Source organism: Pontibacter aquaedesilientis, assembly GCF_014773225.1.
Lineage (GTDB): Bacteria > Bacteroidota > Bacteroidia > Cytophagales > Hymenobacteraceae > Pontibacter > Pontibacter aquaedesilientis.
The window spans coordinates 940,044-961,954 of record NZ_JACXAJ010000001.1 but is presented as its reverse complement, the minus strand read 5'-3'; the positions used below and the strand labels follow the sequence as shown (position 1 = coordinate 961,954).

Sequence of the window (21,911 nt, the reverse complement as noted above, 5' to 3'; positions counted from 1 at the left end):
CATGAGCAAGGAAAGCAGAGACTTTTTCTGGCCCAGCTACGTCGACCTGATGACAGTGCTTTTTCTGGTGATGCTGGTGCTGTTTGTGCTGAGCTTCAAAATGTTCCAGGACAAGGCAATGGAAAACCAGCACACCCTGGCAAGGCTGGAGGTAGAGCTGGAAGAAAAGAAAAAGCTGGACGAGATAAAATCGGCTTTGAGTCGCTTAGATGACCGGTACTTTCAATACAACGAGCAGCACAAGCGGCACGAATTGCTGGTCGATGTACTATTTGAGCAGAGCCGCGCCGAGATACCGCAGCGGGCATTGGCACCGCTCCGCCGGGCCGGCGAGAACCTGAGCCAAGTCATTAACTCCATTGACGATAAAGAGGTGAAATACCTCATTGTGATAGACGGGCGGGCTGCCAGTTACCCCAAAGGCGATCCACGCAACATCACCGAGCGGGAATATGCCCTGGAGCTGAGCTATAAACGGGCGGTTGCGCTCATGAAATTCTGGCAACGATCCGGTATCAAATTCCCGAAAGACCAGATAGAACTGGTGGCTGCGGGCAGCGGCTTTGAGGGTGCCGGCAGAACAGGCGACATCCGGGATCGCCGCTTCGTGATCCAGATCCTCCCGAAAGTGGGCACGCTAGGCGATTAATCCCAAAAACAGGACCTGGCGGTATGGGCTATACCTTATAGGGACAGGCCTTATGGTGTACGTCGCTTTATACCTCGGGTGGGCGGTGCCGTCAGCGGATCTTCGGGCCAATGGTGCTTCGGGTATCGGCCCCTCAAGTCTTTACGCACTTCAAAATAGCCGTTGCTCCAGAAACTGCGCAGGTCTCGTGTCACCTGCACGGGGCGCGAAGCCGGGGAGAGCAGATGAATGAGCAAAGGTACTTTGCCGCCGCCAATGCGGGGAGTGTCCAGCAGTCCGAATACCTCCTGCAACCTGACGGCCAATACCGGAGACGAAGGGTCACTGTAGTCCAGGGCAATGCGGGAGCCACTCGGCACCTCCAGGTGTGTCGGGGCAAGTCGGTTCATCTCCTGCTGTTGCTCCCAGGAAAGCGTGGCGAGCAGTATCTGATTTAAATCCAAGCGGGCTACCTGCTCCATTGTGCGCAGTCCGGACAAATGAGGCAATAACCATTCCGCTATACCTTCAGCCAACACCTCATCCGACACATCCGGCCAATTCCCAGGCTGCAGTTGGTGTAAAAAGGCGAAGCGCTGCCGGGTGCGCCTGGCCTCGTCTGACCAGGGCAAGCGGTCTATCCCTTTGTCCTGCAATGCTTGCAGCAAAGCCGCTGCCATTTGTTCTGGGTCCGGATTACTGATGGCTTTTTCTTCCAGTACCAAGGCGCCGAGCCGAATGATTCGGCGAGCCACTACCCGCTCACTTGCGCTATCCCAGCGAACTTCCTTTAACTCCTCCAATTGATCATGAAAATGCTGCAGCAAATCCTCCTTTCCAAGGGGCGCTGCCAAAAGGATGCGCGGATGTGCTCCGGAGTCGAGGTGGGCGATGCCGTAATAATCTGCCTCGCCAAACAACTCGGTCGGAAGGCTGGCACGCTGGCCTGTCACCAGTCTTACCCGACCAGAAGTTTCACGCTGGGCGATTCTGTCAGGATAGGCCAATGCCGTTAACAGCCCTGCATCTTCGGGTCGGATGGATGATTTTGGTTCGCGCAGTCGCTGGCGCAAATGCTGGGCTTGGTCCTGCACGCGTCTTAGGGCATTTTCGTCTCTAGAGAAGCCAGGTGTATGGGGCCGTTTACCAGCCAGCAATTCCAGGCGCAGCATCAGGTCTGGCATAGGGGCTCCCGCCGGCACCTGCATGGATTTGATAATGTCGCGTTCTGCCAGCAGGGCCGCCAGGGCACATGCGCTGTCCGTCATTCCAAGTTCGCGGCCTCTTATAACCAGATGCCCCAGCCGTGGTGTCAAACCCATGTTTGCAATGGCTTTGCCATGTGGGGTAGCATTACCTGCTCTGTCCAGGGCATTCAGTCGAAGCAAAAGCTCACGTGCCAGCGAAATGGCTGCTGCAGGCGGGGAATCGAGCCACTGCAGGGTGTTGGTGTCTTTTATACCCCAAATGGCAAGTTCCAGGGCAAGTCCCGAAAGGTCGGCCTCGCAAATTTCAGGATCCTGCCGCACGGGCAACTGCAACTGATCCGCTGTAGACCAGAGGCGGTAACAAACACCGGGGCCCAGACGACCGGCACGACCCCGGCGCTGATCTGCCGCCGCTTTGGAGACAGGTATAGTAACGAGGGTAGTAAGGCCGGTGCGGGGAATAAAGCGTGGAACCCGGGCAAAGCCACCGTCCACCACAATTTTCACACCTTCAATGGTTAAGCTGGTTTCGGCTATGCTGGTGGCCAGCACAATTTTGCGCCTTCCGGCAGGGGCAGGTTGTATGGCGGCCATTTGTTTGGAAAGCGGCAGATCGCCGTGCAGCAGGTGCAGGTCCGTGGCAGGAGGGAGTCTGTCTTCCAGTTGTTGGGCCACCCGGCGCATTTCGCCCATTCCGGGCAAGAATACCAGTACATCGCCTTCGGTCTCTTCTAACAGTGTTTTTCGAATGGTCTTAGGAACCATAGAGGTCAGTCTTTCGGCTGGTCTATTTCCAGCCGCGGCCATTTCGGCAGGAGAGAGGTAATGCGTCTCTACAGGGTACAGCCGGCCCTCGCTGCGAATGACCGGTGCCTGCAGCCAGTTGCCTATACCTGTGGCATCCAGTGTGGCGCTCATAATGAGCAGGCGCAAATCAGGACGTAGCACGGCCTGCGCATCCAATGCCAGCGCCAGGCCCAGGTCAGCCTGGAGACTACGCTCATGAAATTCATCGAAAATGACGGCGGCTATACCTTCCAGGGCGGGATCTTCCTGCAGCATGCGGGTCAGGATACCTTCCGTCACCACTTCCACCCGGGTTTTGGAGGAAACCACATGCTCCATGCGCACCCAATACCCTACCGTTTGCCCCAATGGCTCACCTAACAGATCGGCCATGCGCTGTGCCGCTGCCCGTGTGGCCAGTCGGCGTGGCTCCAGTACCAGTATTTTGCCATCCTGCCGCCAGTCGGCCTGTAGTAATGCCAAGGGTACCAGCGTGGTTTTGCCGGCACCGGGAGGCGCTTCCAGCACAGCACGCGAATGGCAAGCAAGCGTTTCCAGCAAGTGTGGAATCACTTCTTTAACCGGCAGGTCAGGTAAGTGGGAAAGTAGGGCAGCATCAGGCATAACACTGCAATTTCAGAAATCTTTCTGAAATATCCGGTTTTGCAAGCAAGGTCAGGGGAAATCTGGCACTGCTGCTGGCCAGGGCTGCGCAGAGGCTATACCTGTTAGCAAAAGACCGGTCTAATCACTTACTTGGTCGAAGAAACGCACTTTCAGGCTACCGGGGACTAACTTCAAGCCTTTGGGTATACCTTGGTGCGACTCCTTCATGTGTTGCTTATACCACTCTTTGTAGCTGGTTTCATCTGTCCAGGTTGTCATCACCCAGAACTCGTTTCCGTTTTCCTGCGGCGTGAAAACTTTCATACCCAGAAAACCCTTCTCACTGTCGACCATGTGGGGTCGTTTCACAAATGCTTCCTTTACGTCGGCTGCCATGTCGTTGGCAACCTCAAACATGCTCATTGCTATGTACATAGTCGGTTTATTCTTTTTTGAAATACAGCCTGAAGGTTGTGCCTTGGCCTACCTTGCTGTCCACTTTGATTTCTCCGCCCGAGTTGTCGATGATGCGCTTCACGATGTAAAGTCCCATACCGGTACCGTCCACGTGGGAGTGAAAACGTTTGAAAAGCGTAAACAGCTTGCCTTGCTGCTCTTCGTTCATTCCCAGGCCATTGTCCTGAACAGTTAGCACCAGGCTTTTTCCATCCCAACTGCTTTTGATTTGCACCTCGGGTTGCTTGTCCGGTGAGCTGTATTTGATCGCATTGCTAACGAGGTTGTACAGAATGCTGTACATATTCTTCCGGGAGAAATTGATGGCCGGTGCCTCGCTGAAATCTGTCTTGATCACCGCATGTTTCTTCGTGGCCTCTTCCTTCAGACTCAGGTATACCGTTTGGTAAAGTTCCTCCAGGCTCAACGGTTCGGCATCACCGTCCACATCGCGCTGCACCTTGGCAATATCAGTCAGGTCTCTGATCACGTTCTTGAACCGGGCAATGGAGTCCTTAATCATGACAAACAGGGGCTCGGTCGGTTCGCCAGGCAATGGTCCGGCCATTGCGATCTGCTCTTCCAGCAGCAGCATCAATCCCTCAATGTTGGCGATAGGTGACTTTAGATCGTGGGAAGCGGTATACACGAAGGTATCCAGGTCCTCAATCACCCGCAACAGGTGTGCATTGGTATCCTGAAGCTCTTCCTGAGCCTGTTTCAAGTCTGTCAGGTCGATAAAAGAGCCGATTACCCGGTAGGGCATCTGGTACTCGTTGTACTGGATGTAGGCTCTGTTGGAGACATAAATGTAATCACCTCCTTTTTCCCTGATCCTGTATTCGCCCGACCACTGTTCCTTTCGCTCGTTAATCGCTTTGTTGATGCTCTTCACGATCGTGTCCCGGTCTTCGGGGTGCAGTTTATCAAACCAGCTGTTGGCGCCGCCGATCATTTCCTGCTCTTCGTAGCCGAGCACCTTGTGCAGACTGTCGCTCCACCAAATGTCGTTCGATGCCAGGTTCCAGTCCCACACCACGTCGTTGGTTGCCATCGAAACAAGCCGGAAACGCTCATCGCTCTCCGCCAGTTCTCTGGTACGGTCCGCTACGATTTTCTCCAGTTCGTTATTCAGTTTCAGCAGGTTTTCCTCTGCTATTTTCAAATCTTCAAAAGCCTGCAGAACCCGGTCCTCACTGTTTTTCTTGTCGGTGATATCTGCCATCGTGACTGTCAGACCATCGCCCATTTTGACGGCCACAATCTCATACCAGGCTTTGCTGCCATTCAGCTCCAGATAATGCTCTGCGTGTAGCGATTTGTCGGACTCCACCACCGCCACAAACTTTTTGAACAGCCCGCTTTTGTATAGAATCGGCAGGGTAGAGAGCACGCTGGTAGTGGTCAGGTTTGCGCTCGATTTGCCCAGCATGGACTCGGCTTGCTTGTTGAGCAGGGTCCAGTTGAAGTCTTTGATCTGCATATTCTCGTCGCGCACAGCCTTGAAAGCCATGATGCTGCTCAGCGAGCTGTTCAGCACCCCGTTTACGACACTACTAAGCGTCCGCAGCGTTGTGACATCCACAAAGCTGATTACAACGCCATCCTTGTTTCCATCACGCTTGAGGTAAGGGATAATGCGCATCAGGAAATAGCGTCCTTCCGTGGTTTCTACCTCGTGCTCTACCTCATTGGAGGTGTTGTTGACATACTGTATATCCTCAACCAGGCGGGAGTATTTCAGGCTGTGGGACAAATGATAAACCGGCCTGCCGATGTCGCCTCCGATAATGTTCACGATGCTTTCGATGGAAGGCGTGTACTTCCGGATATACAGGTTGTGATCCACAAACAGCTGCCCGATGTTGGAGCTTCTGAAGTAGTTGTCCAGGTCTTCGTTGAGTTCCTGCAATTCCTTTATCTTGAGTTGGTGCTCAGAATTGACCGTGTGCAGCTCTTCGTTGAGCGACTGCATTTCCTCGTTGGAGCTTTGCAACTCCTCATTACTGGACATGAGCTCTTCGTTGCTCGACTGCAGTTCTTCATTGGCCGTGCTCAGGTCCTGTACGGTCATCTGCAGGTTGTCCCGGGTTTCTTTCAACTCCATTTCCAGAGCCGTGAGCTGCTGATAATAGTCAGAGTCGGAAACCAGGGAGAGTTCCGAAATTTTTGGAGTCTGGTGCACCTCGGCCATCTCCTGCAGTAGCACCAGAATAATTTTCGGCTGTCCCTTCTCGATGGTGACAGGACGGATGGAGACATTGACCATCTTCTCTTTTTTGCCGAATTTTACGGCTACCTGCCGTGCGATTACATTGCGGTTGTTCTTCAGGGCTTTGCGAATGCCCACGCTCAGTGTCACGGCAAGCTCTTCCGGCACCATCTTGATAAGGTTGAAGTGCAGGCGCTTGTCCGGGAACTTCAGAAAACGGTTGATGTCTCCTATGCCATGCAAAAGCTGGTAAGAGGCGTCGACATAGAGGGCCGTCACCTTAAAATCCTCTGCGAGTGCATCCATGAATGCCTCGTTGTAGCGATTGAGCTGGGTGGTTTTGTACTGTGAAGCCTGGCTTGGCTGTATCTCCGTCACATATTCCTTTATACCATAGGATTGCTGCGTACCGGTCCGGTCTTTTATTTTCCGGAACAGTTTCCACTTGCGGTCTTCTTCTGCGAAATACTCTTTTAAATTGCCAATGTGCTCGCTCGGGCCCAGAAGGAGGAAGCCATCTTTGTTGAGGGCGTAAGGGAAAAGAGAAAGCACTTTGTTCTGCAGGGCCGGGTTGAGGTAGATCAGCATGTTGCGGCAGGTGATCAGGTCGATCTTGCTGAATGGCGGATCTTTCTGGAGGTCATGCTGCGCAAAGATCACCATCTTGCGAATTTGATCGCTTACCTCATATTTGTTGCCTTTCTTTTGGAAGAAGCGCTCTAAACGACTTTGCGACACATTTTTTGAGATAGATGGATTATACGTGCCTTTGGAAGCCTGCTGCAGGGCGCGCTGATCAATGTCGGTGGCAAAGAGTTTAACGTTAGGCTCAATTCCGAGTTCGTGGTATACCTCACAGAAAAGGATGGCGAGTGAATACACCTCCTCGCCGGTACTGCAGGCGGCCACCCATACCTTAACAGGTTCATTTGCCTTTTTACTCTGGATGATTTCAGGTATAACCCTGTCCTTCAGTAATTCAAATACCTCCTGATCGCGAAAAAAGCTTGTCACGTTGATGAAAAACTCCTGGCACAGCTGTTTGATTTCAGCCGGATTGTCATGCAAATAGTGCAGGTAAGCCTCCATGCTTTCCAACTTCAGGTGCTGCATGCGTTTATGCACCCGCCGGTTGATGGTGGCCATCTTGTAATTGGTGAAATCCATTTGCGTATGGCTGCACACGAGTTCCAGGATTTCCTGCAACACAGCCTCCTCATCCGTTTCAGCACTTGACCGGCCATTTTCGATGATGGACTTGAGTAGGGGCATGCGGCGAGTATGCTCTATGATCTCTTTGGACATTTTGTCGGCAGTCAGCACAAAGTCCACGTCCCCGGTATCGATTGCGCTGCGGGGCATACCGTCAAATTTCGCTGATTCCGGATCTTGTACCACCACCAGACCGCCTGCCTGCTTTATGGCTTTCACGCCTTTGCTCCCATCGGTGCCGGTACCCGACAGCACGATGCCAATGGCATATTTTCCCCTGTCGATAGCCAATGACTCAAAGAAAACATCGACGGCAAAGTTTGGCTCCCGACTGCGCGGCTTTTCTGTGAGGCGCAAGCGTCCGTGCTGCAGGGTAAGTTGCTTGCCACTAGGCAGCACATACACGCAGTTGGGCCGCGTAAACATGTTGTCCTCCGCCTCCTGCACCTGCATGCGGGTATGCTTGGACAAAAGCTCGGCCATCAGGCTTTTGTGGTCGGGTGAGAGGTGTTGTATAATGACAAAAGCGAAGCTGGAGTTGCTTGGAAAGTGGTCAAAAAGCTTATGGATAGCTTCCAGGCCACCTGCCGAAGCACCAATGCCTACCAGGTAATGATCTGCCGGCCTTGGCGTTACCTTGCTGCGGTTTGTCTTCGGAAGTTGCTGCGACATGCTGTTGATTCAGGGATAATAGGGTAGTAGACTTAGAACTTCTCGCGGATGATTTTTCCCATCACAGCGTTTTGCAGTGTTTCTGCCGCCGCCACTTCCTCTTCCAGCCACGGAATAGAGGTGAATTTCACCGTTTCCTGGTATAAGGCAAAAGAGTTTCTTGGATGGTACTTCTTTCCGTCAGGTTCTAACTGAATCGCCTGGTCAGGGTTGCCACCCCAGTTTACGGTTTGCAGCGTCTCTTCCCGGAAACCCAGTATAAACTCGCCCTGCTCCGTGTTGAGAGGGATGGCAATCAGTCCGCTGGCTTCGTTCTTATAGTCTTTACTGTTTGGGTAGAGGTGCGGCAAATGGTGGGTATAGAATATTTGTTCTGTACTGTTACGTCGAAGCCAGGATACAAGTTCTTTCACCTTCTGAATAGGGGGCGTATTGCCCATCGTTTTGATCTCCCCATCGTAGCTCACGGCCGCGCCTGTCAGCGACAGGAGTTCCTGCAAGTTTGTCTCGCCGTGAAACAAGCCATCCACAAACGAATTGCTGTTATACAACTGCTCCAACAGGGTGGCGTGTTTGGACCGGAGCGTGAGTTGCAGGCTGATCACGTTTTCTCTCTCCTTTGCCGCAAGTTGGCTGGATATAATGGAAGACAGCAGCTCCATCGCATTCCGCTCTTCGAAGTCCGGGTTCTTGGCCGTTTTATGGTGGCACGAGATGATTCCCCAAAGTTTGTTTTCGATGATTATGGGCAGCGACATAGAGGCCATGATGCCCATGTTGGCCATATACTCCAGGTGCACGCCTGCCACGCTGCGCAAATTACAGTCCGATAGGTCCGTGAACCGCTGTGTCAATGGATTAATTACAGGCAACAGGCGAACCGGTGTGTAGTCGCGTGTCGGGATCAGGCGGTAAGGACTCTTGAAGTAAAGCTCGCGGGCCTGCTTGGGGATGTCGGATGCCGGAAAGCGCAGCCCCATGAAATCACTCATGTCGTCTTCTTTGGCCTGCCCGATCACGGTGCCATTCCACTGCTTGTCAAACTGATAAATGAGCACCTTGTCGAAATCAGTGAATCGCTTGATTTCCTCCGCCGCCACCCGGGCAATTGATTCGACGGATTCGGTTTGCTTGAGTCGGGAGGTGGCGTACTTTATCTGCTGGAAAAACTCCGTGATCGTATGGCTTTGGTAATTGGCTCCTTCTTCCAGTTCTATCAGCAGGTAGGCTGGTTCAGTGTGTATGAGTGCCGTGAATTGTTTCTCTTCCCCACTTGTGTGGAAGCTGAGGGTAAAGGGTATTTTCTCCCCCTGGTTACGGAGTTCTAGTTTGGCAAGCAGCTCTTCATACTGCGCTTCGTTGACATATTCCGCCAGAGGCTTTTCAAGAAATTCCTCGGCCGGAATACCCAGGTGATCCGCCGCATTTTCGCTTATCTGCCGGATGCGCAGTTCACTGTCCAGCACGAGGAGCATGCCGTGGGGTTGGGTCAAATTGATCAGGTGAAGCGGTATGCTTCCGCAGAAATCAGAGTCATAGTTTTTATCGACCCCGATTCCGTTGTTATTCGTGAGATTATTCATAGTCATACAGCCTCAGCCCGGGCTAGATCCTTTTACATGTTACAGTTGATAGCCAATTTGATTATGCTACTCTGTACAGAAAGACGTCAGGCTGCCACGTCTAGACCCATACCGTGCACAAGAAAAATGAGGCTCCCCCATAGAAGGGGCAATTAAGCTGTAATTTAACCAAATTTGGATTAAAAACAGTCCAAAAACGAAAAGGTTACATGTTTTGATCTAAACCGCATTGCCGGCTTTCTGTTCTGGCTGAAATGCTATCAGACTACAGTAGCGCCTTACGGGCGGATTTTTGGATCGTTAGACGGCACCATTGTGACTTTGATCGGATGGTACACTTGCGCCGCCTTGATTTCCTGCGGGATGTAGCCAGTTGCGCTGATGAGAAGAGCGTGGTTTTCCGGCACCAGTTCCAATCGGAAATTGCCTGCCGCATTGGTCCTGGTGGACTGGTCAGTTCCCTTCCACTGCACCATTGCGTCGGCTATACCTGTTCCGTTGGCCGAAACGATCTGACCAAGTAAATACCGATTTGCCACAGCCTGTGCATCAGGCCTATTGCGTGTGGCAACGGGAGGGGCAGGTATATCCAGCACCAGAGCGGAATCGATGGTCCTGGCCAGCAACTCTTCAGGGGTGGGAGGGAGAATCCCGCCCGGGTAAGCGGCCCGCTTCTCCTCAGTGACAGAGCGGGTATAGTGATAGAACAACAGCAGTCCCAGTGAGACGAACATCATGAGCACAGCCGTTGCCACGCGCCAGTCCCCGAGGCCATGCAGGGCCCTTGGCCTACGCCTGTTTTTTCGGAGCCTGGTCCGGATGCGCTGTAGAATCCTGTTCTTGGCCTGCTGCGTACGGTTTCGGTCAGCCAGCGCCATGCCACTGAGTATGTCTTCACAGAGTTCGCAATCCATCAGGTGTCGCTCCAGCTCATTGCTCAGGGCGGAGGAGAGTATACCTTCCTCGTACTGCCGGAGCGTTTCGGTGGAGGGGTGCTGGTCGAGTCCCCAGTGGCTGTTTGCTATTTTATCGCTGCGCATGATGTTTCTCCATATAGTTTTTCAGGTTACGGCGGCCATTCTGAATATAGCTTTTCACTTGCGCCATGTCACAGCCTGTCAGTTCAACGATGTCTTTGTAGCTCTTCTGCTGCAGGTAAAACAGTTCCAGGCAGGTGCGCTGCTCCGGCGACAGCGCGATCAGGCCCCGCTCCAGCGCCTGGATTTCGAGTTCTTGCTGCTCGGCGCTGCTTGGTTGCAGATCGGTGCCAGGTTCTATACCTGGTGCTGCTACGTGGCGCGCCTCCAACTTGCCTCTTTGGCTTTGTGCACGCAATAGCTGGAGGCAATGGTTTTTGGTGAGCGTATGCAGCCAGGGTTTGAAGTTGGCGACCTCATGCTTTTTGAGGGCTGTTACCAACTGCTCAAAAACCTGCATGGTGGCGTCCTTGCTCTCGTCCTCGTCCTGGAGGTATTTCATGCAGACCAGGTATACCATATCGGTGTGCCGCTCAAAGAGTTTTCCGATCACGTCCAGATCGCCCGATCGCCGATACTGCTGTACCAGCTCCAGGTCATCCGGCGGGCGATCTTTGGAGAAGAACTTTAGAAACATAGGGGCTATAACTGGTGCTACGGTAAATTTTTTGCTGTCACGCTTCGTTCGAATTAAGGCGAGAATTCATCACCTGCATGGCACGAACAAAACCATGGCTGGCACTAAAGAAAATAAAAAATTTTAAATATATCAGCGATTAATTCCGGCAACCAGTTTGCGGTCTTCATCAGTAAGTTTTACCAGGGCAAATTTCCGGGTGTCGGTGATCTTGAGTTCGTCCAAGGCGTCCACCAGGTTTTTATAGCGCGAGGTTTCCATCGCTTTCATCAACACCACCATATTCCGGTTGGCCTTCACCCGATCCGATAGCAGCACCTGGCGTATACCCGTGGCGGAGAAATCAGTTTCTACCACTTCCGGCTCGTCACCCGGAAAGCCGAAGTAATAGTATATTCGGTTTTTTTCACCCAGTATTACGGTCATCGCGTTTTTACCGGCTATGGGCGTGTCCACTCCCTGGTTGGCCGGCATGTTGATTTCCATCGTTTGTGGTTTCGCAAAAGTGGTGGTCAGCATGAAAAAGGTGAGCAGCAAAAAGGCCAGGTCTACCATCGGGGTCATGTCCAGGTGGATGCCTGTTTTGGATGCGCTTCTTTTACCGCCCTTAGCGCCTGTCTGTTTTTTCTGAATCTGTGCCATGTTGTTTTTCCTTTCCGATTGTGTCGTCTTAACGCTGGGCAGTCTTTCCGCCCTTGTTATTCAGTAGATGAAAAGACGATCTGATTTCCATAAGAGACTGGTGATTTTATTTTGAAAAGATGCGCTACATTTACTGACGGTGCACTGCACCCGACTTCAACGTTAATTGTCAAACCTCATGATCCAACGCCAGGTATACCGTATGCCCAAAGCGGGTTCGATTCAGGACCTGGGCTTACAAACAGAAGAATTGGAAGCGCCCCAAGCAGATGAAATATGCGTCGAAGTGAAGGCAATCGGACTCAACTTTGCTGATATCTTTGCCATGCAGGGGCTATACAGTGCGACCCCCAAGGGCTCTTTTATACCTGGTCTGGAGTATGCCGGCGTCATTACGGCGGTAGGAGAGGGAGTTAGCAATTGGAAAGTAGGCAACCGTGTGATGGGTGTTACAAAATTTGGCGGTTATGCGTCGCATCTCAACAGCCACCACCGTTACGTGATTGCACTGCCCGAATCCTGGAGCTTTGAGGAAGGGGCGGGCTTTCTGGTACAGGGACTCACGGCCTATTACGCACTCGTCGAACTGGGAAATCTTCAACGCGGAATGACGGTACTGATTCACAGCGCCGCTGGGGGCGTAGGTATACTGGCCAACCGCATCTGCAAAAAATTCGATGCCTATACCATTGGCACAGTCGGGCAGCCAAACAAAGTGAATTTTCTGATGAAGGAAGAGGCCTACGATGAGGTGATCCTGCGTGATAAGTATTTTGCTCACAAACTGAACAGGGCTTTGGGGGACAGACCCCTCCGGCTGATCATGGAATGCATTGGGGGCAAGATTCTGGCTCAAGGCTGGAAAGCCATGGCCCCGATGGGACGCATGGTTGTATATGGCAATGCCAGTTTTACCAGTCATGGCAGCCGGCCCAATTACCTCCGGTTAGTCTGGAAATTTCTGCTTCGCCCGAAGATAGACCCGCTGCACTTGCCAACAGAGAACAAGTCGCTGATGGGCTTCAACCTGATACACCTCTACGAGCAAACCAACCTGATGCACCAGTTATTGGATGGTCTGCAAGCCCTTCAACTCAAGCCGCAGCACATCGGCCATGTGTTTGCTTTTAAACAAATGCACGAGGCCATTCACCTCTTTCAGCAGGGCAAAACCATAGGGAAGGTTGTGGTCCGGGTCAGAGAGTAAGGGGCTAAATAAAACAGGTTAAGAATTAATATTGCCGATCACGGTAAGCTGCTCCAGAGTTGGTTCTTGGCTACCGCCGATTGGCTCCAGCGTGACGGCAAAGGCCTGGGCTGCTGTGATGTTCTTCATTTGCTGCAGGGCATAGGCAGGAGATGCAGCATCGATCATGCCGGCGTCGATGGGCTTGCCGTCAGCCAGGGCCCACAACTGGTATTGTTTGCCTGTTGGCGGTTTCGGAAGTGCCACCTGGTCCACGTATACCTGCGCCTGCTGCTTGTTCCAATACACCACCATGCGGGCATCCGGACTCTCTTCCACGCCCTGCAACTGTACCGCCTGGAAATCCGGGTTTCGGAGAACGGCCAGCACCTCTTCCTGGTTTTGAAGTTGAAGTGAAGTCTTCTGGAAATTCTGGGCCAGTTGTAGCTCTGATGCGACCACACCGGCCAGCCTTTCCTCGGCGTGTTGCCATTTGTTATAGAAATGAAAACTCATGACACCGGACAAGAGAAACAGCACGATACTCGCAGCCATCATCCATTTGTAGGCAGATGTTTTTTCCGAATTTTCAGGGTATAGCGTTCGCACATTGTCCGCTGCTATACCTGCAGGCGTACCTAAATCTGTTGCCTGCTCCGGGCTTTGAAACTGTTGTAAGATGCGGTCTTTCAGTTCAGGGCGGGGTTTTACCGCATATAAGTTGGCATAGCCCTCCATGGCCTCGCACGCCTCATCCAGGGCCATGCGGATATCCGGCGAATCTGCCGCCCGGCGTTCCACATCCTCACGCTCAGTAGGGGTGAGGCCACCCGCAGCATAGAGCTCCAGGATGCCTGATGCTATGTATTCTTCGTTATGCACGACCTTTAAAAAATTTAGATAACATTTTTACAGCGCTGCGTGCCCTGGTTTTCACAGTCCCCAAGGGGATATTATAGGCATCTGCGATCTCACTTTGAGACAGCCCTTCAAAATACATTAAATCAATTACTTGTTTCTGGTCAGGAGTGAGATTATCTATCATATCACGTACGCCTATATGCTCCGGTTTAAAATCTTCTGAAGAAAGTCCGGAACGAATATTTGCCGAGAAATCCTCTGTTTTATTACTTACGCGGTGCTGTTTCGACCGGATTGCGTCGATGGCCTGATTTCTGCAAATATTTAGCATCCAGGTAAAAAGTCTGCCTTTGTCGGGGTCGTATTTGTCAAAGGAGTTCCATATTTTGACTAAGGCATCCTGTAGCACGTCTTCTGCTGTCTCTTCAATCTTCACGATCTGCAACACGATACCATAGAGGGTCGCGCTGTACATATCGTACAGCGTGGACATCGCTGAGTTGTCACGATCACGCAGTCGTGCTATCAGCTCTTCTTCACTGAGTTTTGGTCTAAGGTATTTGTCCGCCAATTATTCCGCATTTATGACCTGTACTGCCACAGATCGGCTGTTAAAGATAGTAAAAAATTAATACAACATGTTGTACGTAGCTAACAAAGAAAAAGAGCTACCAGGGGCAGCTCTTTTTCAATATAGGGTGATATGGGAATTTCTGGAAGAACAGGTAAAGGGTTAAAAGGTTTATTCAAAGAGTGAAACTATCTGTGCAACCTGCTCTTTTGTCAGCGGTTCATCAAAGGCTCCGGTGGCTATCTCGGCGGAGTAACCTGCCCCAACCGTCTTCACATCGTTGATACCTCCTTGTGCCACATTGTCCTCGCCTGCATAAACGGGCTGTGCACCTGCCGGTACATTACTGTTCGCGCCTGCGCCTACTATCCAGCCGGCGTTGTTGCGCATGCGACGGATGTGTGCCGCGTGGCGGGCCTCTACCGAGTGAATCTGCAGGGCAGCTGTCAGGACAGCATCGTTGCTGATCAGGTTACCGGCCTGGCCTTTGTAGGCACGCACGCCGGTATCTTCGAAGGCCTGCGCCAGTGTCAGGAAGGTTTGGTAGTTGGTGTTCCAGTCGGCGAAGTTCTTGCCGAAGTTGAAGGTCGGTTCGCTGATCGGCGTGCCGTTCAGGCTTTGGATGGTGGCTATCAACAGCTTCACGTGCTCTGCTTCATGCACCTGTATTTTCTGGATGGCCGTTCTGGCGGCTCCAGCCGGTATAAGGCCGTTGGCAGCTAGTCCCTGGGTATAAAAATTACGCTCCAGGTACTCCAGCTTCAGGGCAAAGTTTAGTACTTCCAGTATGGTGCTGTTGCTCTGACCGTAGGCTTTCTGAAAAACCGAGCCAAGGGCAAGCGGTATAGCAGCCAGAGCCGCTTTCTTACCTACGCTACTCATGTATTTGAAGGCATTGCGACGGGAGTCAAGCTTATTGTATACTTCCGGATCGACTTTTTCTATATCTTCTATTATTCTGAAAATGTTCATAGCGCGTCTTATTTAGGTAAGTTGTTTGCTGTAATTTTTGTCTTGATAAACGGAGCCGCCGCAGCGAGCACATCGGCTGGTGCCATAGCTGGGTCCAGGCCTTTTTCGTTGGCTGAGTCGGAGAAGGTTCCGTTTGAGATCAGGTCGCGGATGACAGCAGCATGGCGTGCCTCCACCGATACGATCTTACCGGCGAGCGTCAGGAAGCCGGCGTTTTCGAGCAGTTTGCCGGCGCCATTGTAGGCGGCAACACCCAGGTCTTCGAAGGTACGGGCTGTGGTGAGGATACTGTTTTTATCATTGAAGTTGATCGCGCTGAAATTCACTTCCAGGTTTGGAATAGCCGAAGTACCCAGCGCTGCTTTCAGGAAATCACGGTGAATGCCTTCATGGCCTTTTATATCCTGCATGATCTGTTGCTCAGCTTGGCTGAACATGCTGAGCGATTTGGCGACAACCTCAGCGTAGAAAGCCGCTTCCAACTGTTCCAGCGCATAGGCATAGTTCAAAATACCCGTGTCACCCGACCCCAGGTCAACTGCCATCGGATCTGTCGGAGAATCATCGTCATCGTCACAGGATGTGGCAAAGAGCAGGGTTGTCACAGCTGCGGTAGCACCGGCATAGCGCATGAACATACGGCGCTGCATCGGCACTGCCAGCGATTTGGTTAGGCTGTCCTCTTTCGCCGTAGGCTTATCTTGTAGGTTTTCCATAGTATTTATTTTTATTTAAAATGAAAAAGAAACTGCTACAGGAGAAGCTTTCAGCCTGTAGTGTTGCAAGACCTACGACGCGGACTATTGCACTGGATTTAGGGAACTGTAAAAAATTGTATGATTTTTTTAAAAATCGTGTTGGCCTTACTGATACAAGGGAGACTCCAAACGAAAAGCCCACTCAGAAAGTGGGCTTGCCAAGGTAACTCCATGCAGTGGTGACCTAATTAGGAGGGGTGTCTTTTTTTTCGTTCACTGAATTCTCAAAATCATTTTTGATCTCTTTTGAGGCGTCTTTAAACTCCCGTATGCCGCGTCCCAGGCCTTTTGCCAGCTCCGGTATCTTCTTGGCCCCGAAAAGCAGAATAACTGCCAATAGTATCAACACTACCTCCGTGCCGCCCAAACCTCCTATAAATAATAATATACCTGTCGTTTCCATAATTCTCGTGATTAGTTAAACATATTAACGAGCGCCAGGTCAGATCGGATTTAAGAGAGTGAATCAAATGGGTGACTATACCTTCTTAGCTGACACCTCAGTAGCCATACCTCAGAAAGTCACAAGCATCTTCATCGCAAAGCAAACCGCGTAGTTCCGGGTCCCGGAGCACCTCGCTGTAGTCCATCCATTTGCGGCCGACTCTGATCTTGCGGTATACCAGCCGGATGCCGTGGCTATAGTCGACGTACAAGTTGATGTGTCCGGTATAGAGTGGCTGTATCGGTTTGCCGCTGGGGAGGTGCCAGCCGTAAATGGCTACCCGGTTAGGTCTTGGGTCACGGGACACTTTGCTGCTAATCACCACATCTTTTTTATGACCGGCGATTAGTCCTTTACGGCCCTGACGCTGTGCCTCTACCAGCAGGTGATGCGCATAGAATGTCGGAGTGCTGTCGCGGTGGGCTGTTAAGGGTTGTGGGGCCAGCTTTACGCTAGCGTGCCTATAAATGTCGTCTATAATTTTACGGGTTGGCAAAAAACAATGCAGGCTGTCTGCTACCTGTTGGGCAGCCATAGGGGTGAGAGGTACACGGGCCCAGTCTTTCCGGTGACCCACGCTCAGGTAGTCAGGACTCACATAAATGGTGGCTTTGATTGTTTTGCCGGAAGGACTCGCCGCTGTGACAGGTATAGCCACGAATTTTTTCAGGAAGGGGGGCATGTTGCCGCGCAGCATCTCCTTCACTGCCAATGCGTCACGCTGCTGCCAGTCATAACTTACTGCTTGCCTGTAAAATTCTGAGCCGGAGAGGGCATTGGCGGGTCGCGCAGGTATAGCCAGTTGCCTGAAACCAGTACACGATGCGCAGAGCGCCAAAACAAGGTATAGCGTTGCCTGGAGAACAAGGGATCTTAAATCAGGCAGGGGGCAACTGTTTACCTTTTTCATGAACAAGAGACTATATGGGTTCATTTAGACATCAAGTTGAATAGCTTTGGCTAAATCTAATCAATTTGCTTTGTTTAAGGTAAGTTGAAATTGAACTTGAAAACAAGGGATTAAATTTACAGCCAGAATACCATATATTCGCATCTGTATTTTTAGATACTTCGCCCGTCTTCCTGCCACTATAAAACACTGAAAGAAATCCGGTACTTTATTTATCATCCTTAAAGATCTGAAATGAAACGGTTATTTTATCTGCTCTGCCTGGGAGTAAGTTTGACAAGCTGCGTAGGCACCAAGAAATATGCGACTTATGTCGATGGAAAGCTGAAGACAGTGGCTCAGACGACAGAACAGCAAGACTGGCTGCTGGTGCAGGCTCCGGCTTCCGCTCCCCAGTCTAGCAATTTCATCCAGCTGGAGTCGTCGTTCATACCGGCTATTGTATACTGGGGCTGGAACTCGACCATTGCCTGTGAGGTAAACCCGCACGCCACGGCTGAGTTTGTTAAGCGCGGCATTTACCAGGCGGCCCAAAACCTGGATGTAAAGCAAAGGCTCGGCGGCAGGCAACTGGTGATCGAGCTGGAGAAGGTGCCCGGTCAGTTCAGGTATGAGAATAAGGGAAGCACGATTTTCCTGGTTTTTGCGCATGTCACAACCGGTGAGGAGCTCATCACTCCCAGGCCAACCGATTTGCTGGTCAGGTATAAGCTTATCGAAAATGGGGAGGTAATTGCCTCAGGACAGAGCGTGAATAGCAACCAGGAGCAGCCTTTGCGGAATATGTGGAAGTCAACCAAAAAGTTTACCTGGATGCACCTGGAGCTACTCGAGCGCGAAGCCGTGCGGATGGGAGCCGAGTCGCTGATCGATATTGTAAAGCAGCTGGAAGTCTGATTTTTTTGATGGTGATATGAACCGCTAGACACCGTTTCAGCAAGTAGATTCAACAGCATAAGCGTAAATAATGGTAACCAGGGGCAGGGCATCTGGTTTCCAAAGCCTGAACAAAGGGGCTATTGCAACGTTTACTTATTATAAATCAACTACTTAAAAATATCACTTATGAAAAAATTAAGCGTTTTCTTTTTCTCGGCCTTGCTGCTGTTTGGCTGTAACACAAATGAACAAGCCACTGATACCTCAGAAATAGAGGATACCGAAATGATGGCTGCCGACGACACCATGAACACAGACGACACCACGATGGATGGACCTAAGGATATTGTAGCGCTTGCTTCAGAGACTCCTTCGCTTTCTACGCTGGTGCAGGCCTTGCAGGCAGCCGACCTGGTTGGCGCATTGCAGGGCGCAGGTCCTTATACTGTTTTTGCACCAACCAACGAAGCCTTTGCTGCGTTGCCAGCCGGTACATTAGACAACCTGCTCAAGCCTGAAAACAAACAACAGCTCGCTGATATCCTGAAGTATCATGTCGTGGAGGGCAACGTAAAATCAACTGACCTGTCGAACGGCATGTCGGCTAAAACCCTGAACGGTGCCGACCTGAAAGTAATGCTCGATGGTAGCAGCGTGAAGATAAACGATGCTAATGTGACCATGCCGGATGTGGAAGCCTCCAACGGTGTGGTGCATGTGATTGATAAAGTCATGATGCCGCCTTCAGGTAGGTAAGAACAAACTCCATAAATAAAAACGGGTAGGCGCTTTTTAAAAGTGTCTGCCCGTTTTATTGGGGGTGGTTATGAGTTTTTACTCTATCAATAAACTCAATAAGATAACAATGATTGTACGCAGTCTGTATTTCGCATATTCAATTAGATTTTAACGATCATTATAATATCAGACTGGGGTAAAAATTATTAATATTTAGACGTTAAACTTTACGCCACACTCATATCACCCCACTTGCTATACCTGGCCTCCGCTTGCTCCATCACTTCATCCAGTATCTCCTGCAGTTCCGAATTCACTTTAAAGCGCAGCACCTTTTTTACGGCTAGTTGCAGTTGGGCTTTGGTGTCGTCTTTTTTGTACCAGTCGGGTTGCTGGGCGCTTTTCTTTACTTCGACCAGTATCTTTTGCACCAGTTCCTTTATCAGGTCGAAGTCCTGCACGGCGTTGGGGTGATTGGCCAGAATTTCATAGAAGGCTTCTTCCTCGTCGGTGAGGCCGAGCTGGTTCCTGCGCTGGTCTTCTTCCTGCATCTGTTTGGCCACTTCACGCAGCTTTTCCATGGCCACCAGGCTATCAAAAAAGTGGTTGTGGTAATCGGCCAGGATTTTCTCTACTGCCTCTTTCAGCTTGCGCGACTTTGCCAGGTTTTTAAAAGAGAGCACTTTTATCTCATCGTTCAGGATTTGGCGGATTAGCTCCAGCTTCAGTTCGTTACCGGTTTTCTGGGCTTTGGCGGTGGCCAGGAAATCGTCGTTGATGATGGAGATATCGAAGCGCTCGATGCCGGCCATCTGGAACACGTCTACTACGTCTTCGCTCTCGATAGAGCGGTGGATGAGGTCCTTAACCTGCGTGGCTGCTTTCCTGATGTTGCGGTCAGGGTTTTTTAGTTTGCGAAGGGCCGCACCTACGTGCTGCAGGTAGATAATAACCGCTGCCAACTCGTTTATACTTTCGTGGCTTTTGATGATCGGGGCGAGGCTGCTGAGAATCTTCTCGTTCAGCATAAAAGCCTTGCAAAGCTCATCATCCGACACAAAGTGGTTGGTAGTCTGGCTTACCATCTTAATCTTTTCAGGTCCGGTTAAGGCAAGCCAAGGGCTATAGTTTATGCCGTCCGGCAACGAATCTTGCAGCAGCACTATTACTTCCTGTGTAAGCGAGAAAGCCTCCTCTATATCAAATGCTACTTTGCCCTGGCCTCCGGAGGTGGTGTATTTGTTGGTGGCGTCGCGGAGCCTGTCGCCTATGCCGATATAGTCCACGATCAGGCCGCTGGGCTTGTCGCGGAACACGGTGGCTACGCGGTTGACGGCTTGTATCAGGTTATGGCCGCTCATTACCTTGTCTACATACAGTGTGTGCATGGCGGGGTTGTCGAACCCAGTCAGCCACATGTCGCGCACGATCACGAGTTTTAGCGGGTCGTCGGGGTCTTTGAAGCGGCTTTTAATGGCCTCCATCTGCTCTTTGGTGCGCACGTGCGGGTTCCAGGCGATGGGGTCTTTGGCGATGTTGGTGGTCATGATCACGGCTACCTCGGGGCAGCCTTCCAGCGCGGTGAGGGCATCGTAGAGCTTCACGCAGTTGCGACGGCTCATGCACACGATCATGGCCTTGCCGCTCAGGCTGGCATTGCGGTTGGTATAGTGCTGCAGCATGTCTTTGGCGATGGCCTCCACACGCGCGGCAGAACCGGCTGCGTCTTCCATGGCAGCCCAGAGTATCTTATTCTTGTCACTGTCTTCCAGACCGCCGATTATTTCTTCGGCTTCTTCCTCTAGTTGTTCGTTGCCTAAATGCAGTTTGGCCAGGCGCGGCTCGTAGTAGATCGGCACCACGGCTTTGTCTTCGGTGGCTTGCCGGATGTCGTAGGTATGGATGATCTCTCCGAACACGGCCTCGGTGTCGGCGTCTTTGCTGTCTACGGGGGTGCCGGTGAAGCCAATGAAGCTGGCCTGCGGCAGGGCGCGGCGCAGGTTGTTGGCAAAGCCCTGTATCAGGCCGTACTGGGTGCGGTGGCACTCGTCGGCAATCACAATAATGTTGTCGCGGGTGCTCAGGACGGGGTGCTCCAGCTCGCGGCCATTGGCGTTATCCTTCAAGTTAAATTTCTGCACGGTGCTAAACACCACGCCGCCGCCTTCTCCGCTCAGCAGGCTGCGCAGCTCGTCGGTGGTGTTGGCTATGCGCACGTCGCCTACCAGGTCTTTGGCTGCCACGAAATCGTCGAAGAGCTGGCGGTTGAGGTCGAAGCGGTCTACCTGCACCACAATGGTGGGGTTCTTGAGCTCGGGCAGCTGGCGCAAAATGCCGGTGTAAATGGCCATGGTTATGCTTTTGCCCGAGCGGGTGGTGTGCCATACCACGCCAATGCGCCCGTCGCCGTAAGGGCGCACGCTCTTCAGGGTTTGCTGCAGGGCGTATTGTATCCCGAAAAACTGGTGGTACTTGGCGCCTTTCTTTATCAGTTGGCCTTTGTCTGGCTCATGGAAGATGAAGTAGCGCACGTATTGCAGGAGGCGCTCTGGCACGAGCAGGCCTTTGATTAGGGTTTCCAGCGCGAAGCCGTTGTTTACCACCTCGCGTCCGTCTGTGCTTTTCCAGGCGGCAAACCACTCCAGGCCGCTGCTGTACATGCCGTGCAGGGTGGTCTGGCCATCGCTTACCACGGTCAGGGCGTTGTACTCGAACACCTGCGGAATATCCAGGGTATAGTGCTGCACCTGGTTGTAGGCGGCCTCTACGGTGGCGTCCTGGCTGAACAGGTTTTTGAATTCGAAGAGCACCAGCGGCAGGCCGTTCACGAAAATGATGAGGTCGGGGATGCGCTTGCTTTTGCCGATGATGGTGAACTGGTTAACGACCTGGAATTCGTTCTTCGAAATGTCGTCGTAGGCGATGGGGTAGAAGTGGCCGAAGTGGGGCTTGCCGTTTTCGACTTTACAGAT

Annotated in this window: 18 protein-coding genes; 4 read left to right on the top strand and 14 right to left on the bottom strand. The window is 51.8% G+C overall.

Annotated elements, in window-relative coordinates; all coding sequences use genetic code 11:
- Position 1 precedes the first annotated feature (1 nt).
- On the top strand, positions 2 to 649 hold the full coding sequence (locus tag H9Q13_RS04255) for an OmpA family protein (RefSeq protein ID WP_191182478.1): 648 nt from the start codon (positions 2 to 4) through the stop codon (positions 647 to 649).
- A 50-nt stretch (positions 650 to 699) separates the two neighbouring features.
- On the opposite strand, the gene hrpB is transcribed toward H9Q13_RS04255, so the two are convergent.
- From hrpB to H9Q13_RS04220, 7 genes are all read right to left on the bottom strand, one after another.
- Positions 700 to 3,246 carry an ATP-dependent helicase HrpB gene (gene hrpB / locus H9Q13_RS04250; protein WP_191182477.1) on the bottom strand — a complete coding sequence of 849 codons (2,547 nt, stop codon included), beginning with the start codon at positions 3,244 to 3,246 and terminating at the stop codon, positions 700 to 702.
- A 120-nt stretch (positions 3,247 to 3,366) separates the two neighbouring features.
- Positions 3,367 to 3,663: an antibiotic biosynthesis monooxygenase family protein gene (locus H9Q13_RS04245; protein WP_191182476.1), complete on the bottom strand. Its 297-nt coding sequence runs from the start codon at positions 3,661 to 3,663 to the stop codon at positions 3,367 to 3,369.
- Between the two features lie 7 nt (positions 3,664 to 3,670).
- The gene (locus H9Q13_RS04240) at positions 3,671 to 7,780 is read right to left on the bottom strand and encodes a chemotaxis protein CheB (RefSeq protein WP_191182475.1); all 4,110 of its coding nucleotides are present in this window, start codon (positions 7,778 to 7,780) and stop codon (positions 3,671 to 3,673) included.
- A gap of 32 nt (positions 7,781 to 7,812) precedes the next feature.
- The gene (locus H9Q13_RS04235) at positions 7,813 to 9,363 is read right to left on the bottom strand and encodes a GAF domain-containing protein (RefSeq protein WP_224744047.1); all 1,551 of its coding nucleotides are present in this window, start codon (positions 9,361 to 9,363) and stop codon (positions 7,813 to 7,815) included.
- Positions 9,364 to 9,641: 278 nt separating this feature from the next.
- Positions 9,642 to 10,403 (bottom strand): carboxypeptidase regulatory-like domain-containing protein, encoded by a 762-nt coding sequence (locus H9Q13_RS04230; RefSeq protein ID WP_191182473.1) that lies wholly within the window; start codon positions 10,401 to 10,403, stop codon positions 9,642 to 9,644.
- Complete coding sequence (locus H9Q13_RS04225) at positions 10,390 to 10,977, bottom strand: RNA polymerase sigma factor (RefSeq protein WP_191182472.1); 588 nt, start codon at positions 10,975 to 10,977, stop codon at positions 10,390 to 10,392. Before H9Q13_RS04225 ends, H9Q13_RS04230 begins: the two co-directional genes overlap by 14 nt.
- Before the next feature lie 132 nt (positions 10,978 to 11,109).
- On the bottom strand, positions 11,110 to 11,619 hold the full coding sequence (locus H9Q13_RS04220; RefSeq protein WP_191182471.1) for an ExbD/TolR family protein: 510 nt from the start codon (positions 11,617 to 11,619) through the stop codon (positions 11,110 to 11,112).
- A 178-nt stretch (positions 11,620 to 11,797) separates the two neighbouring features.
- Between H9Q13_RS04220 and H9Q13_RS04215 the strand changes: the two genes are divergently transcribed.
- A complete protein-coding gene (locus H9Q13_RS04215; protein ID WP_191182470.1) occupies positions 11,798 to 12,826 on the top strand; it encodes an alcohol dehydrogenase catalytic domain-containing protein in 1,029 nt (342 codons plus the stop codon).
- An 18-nt stretch (positions 12,827 to 12,844) separates the two neighbouring features.
- On the opposite strand, the gene H9Q13_RS04210 is transcribed toward H9Q13_RS04215, so the two are convergent.
- The 6 genes from H9Q13_RS04210 to H9Q13_RS04185 form a co-directional block, all read right to left on the bottom strand.
- Positions 12,845 to 13,687, bottom strand: coding sequence for an anti-sigma factor (locus H9Q13_RS04210; protein ID WP_191182469.1), 843 nt, complete (start codon positions 13,685 to 13,687; stop codon positions 12,845 to 12,847).
- Entirely contained in the window at positions 13,680 to 14,237 is a 558-nt protein-coding gene (locus H9Q13_RS04205; RefSeq protein ID WP_224744046.1) for an RNA polymerase sigma factor, read from the bottom strand. Before H9Q13_RS04205 ends, H9Q13_RS04210 begins: the two co-directional genes overlap by 8 nt.
- Before the next feature lie 171 nt (positions 14,238 to 14,408).
- Positions 14,409 to 15,209 (bottom strand): ferritin-like domain-containing protein, encoded by an 801-nt coding sequence (locus H9Q13_RS04200; RefSeq protein ID WP_191182468.1) that lies wholly within the window; start codon positions 15,207 to 15,209, stop codon positions 14,409 to 14,411.
- An 8-nt stretch (positions 15,210 to 15,217) separates the two neighbouring features.
- Positions 15,218 to 15,859 carry a ferritin-like domain-containing protein gene (locus H9Q13_RS04195; protein ID WP_191182681.1) on the bottom strand — a complete coding sequence of 214 codons (642 nt, stop codon included), beginning with the start codon at positions 15,857 to 15,859 and terminating at the stop codon, positions 15,218 to 15,220.
- A gap of 292 nt (positions 15,860 to 16,151) precedes the next feature.
- A complete protein-coding gene (locus H9Q13_RS04190; protein ID WP_191182467.1) occupies positions 16,152 to 16,370 on the bottom strand; it encodes a Sec-independent protein translocase subunit TatA/TatB in 219 nt (72 codons plus the stop codon).
- A 97-nt stretch (positions 16,371 to 16,467) separates the two neighbouring features.
- On the bottom strand, positions 16,468 to 17,322 hold the full coding sequence (locus H9Q13_RS04185) for a hypothetical protein (protein WP_191182466.1): 855 nt from the start codon (positions 17,320 to 17,322) through the stop codon (positions 16,468 to 16,470).
- Positions 17,323 to 17,556: 234 nt separating this feature from the next.
- On the opposite strand from H9Q13_RS04185, the gene H9Q13_RS04180 reads away from it, so the two are divergent.
- Positions 17,557 to 18,219, top strand: coding sequence for a hypothetical protein (locus H9Q13_RS04180; RefSeq protein WP_191182465.1), 663 nt, complete (start codon positions 17,557 to 17,559; stop codon positions 18,217 to 18,219).
- Between the two features lie 168 nt (positions 18,220 to 18,387).
- Positions 18,388 to 18,957 (top strand): fasciclin domain-containing protein, encoded by a 570-nt coding sequence (locus H9Q13_RS04175; protein WP_394367969.1) that lies wholly within the window; start codon positions 18,388 to 18,390, stop codon positions 18,955 to 18,957.
- Between the two features lie 209 nt (positions 18,958 to 19,166).
- Here the strand turns inward: H9Q13_RS04175 and H9Q13_RS04170 are convergent, their stop codons facing one another.
- Positions 19,167 to 21,911 carry a type I restriction endonuclease subunit R gene (locus H9Q13_RS04170; RefSeq protein WP_317173873.1) on the bottom strand — a complete coding sequence of 915 codons (2,745 nt, stop codon included), beginning with the start codon at positions 21,909 to 21,911 and terminating at the stop codon, positions 19,167 to 19,169.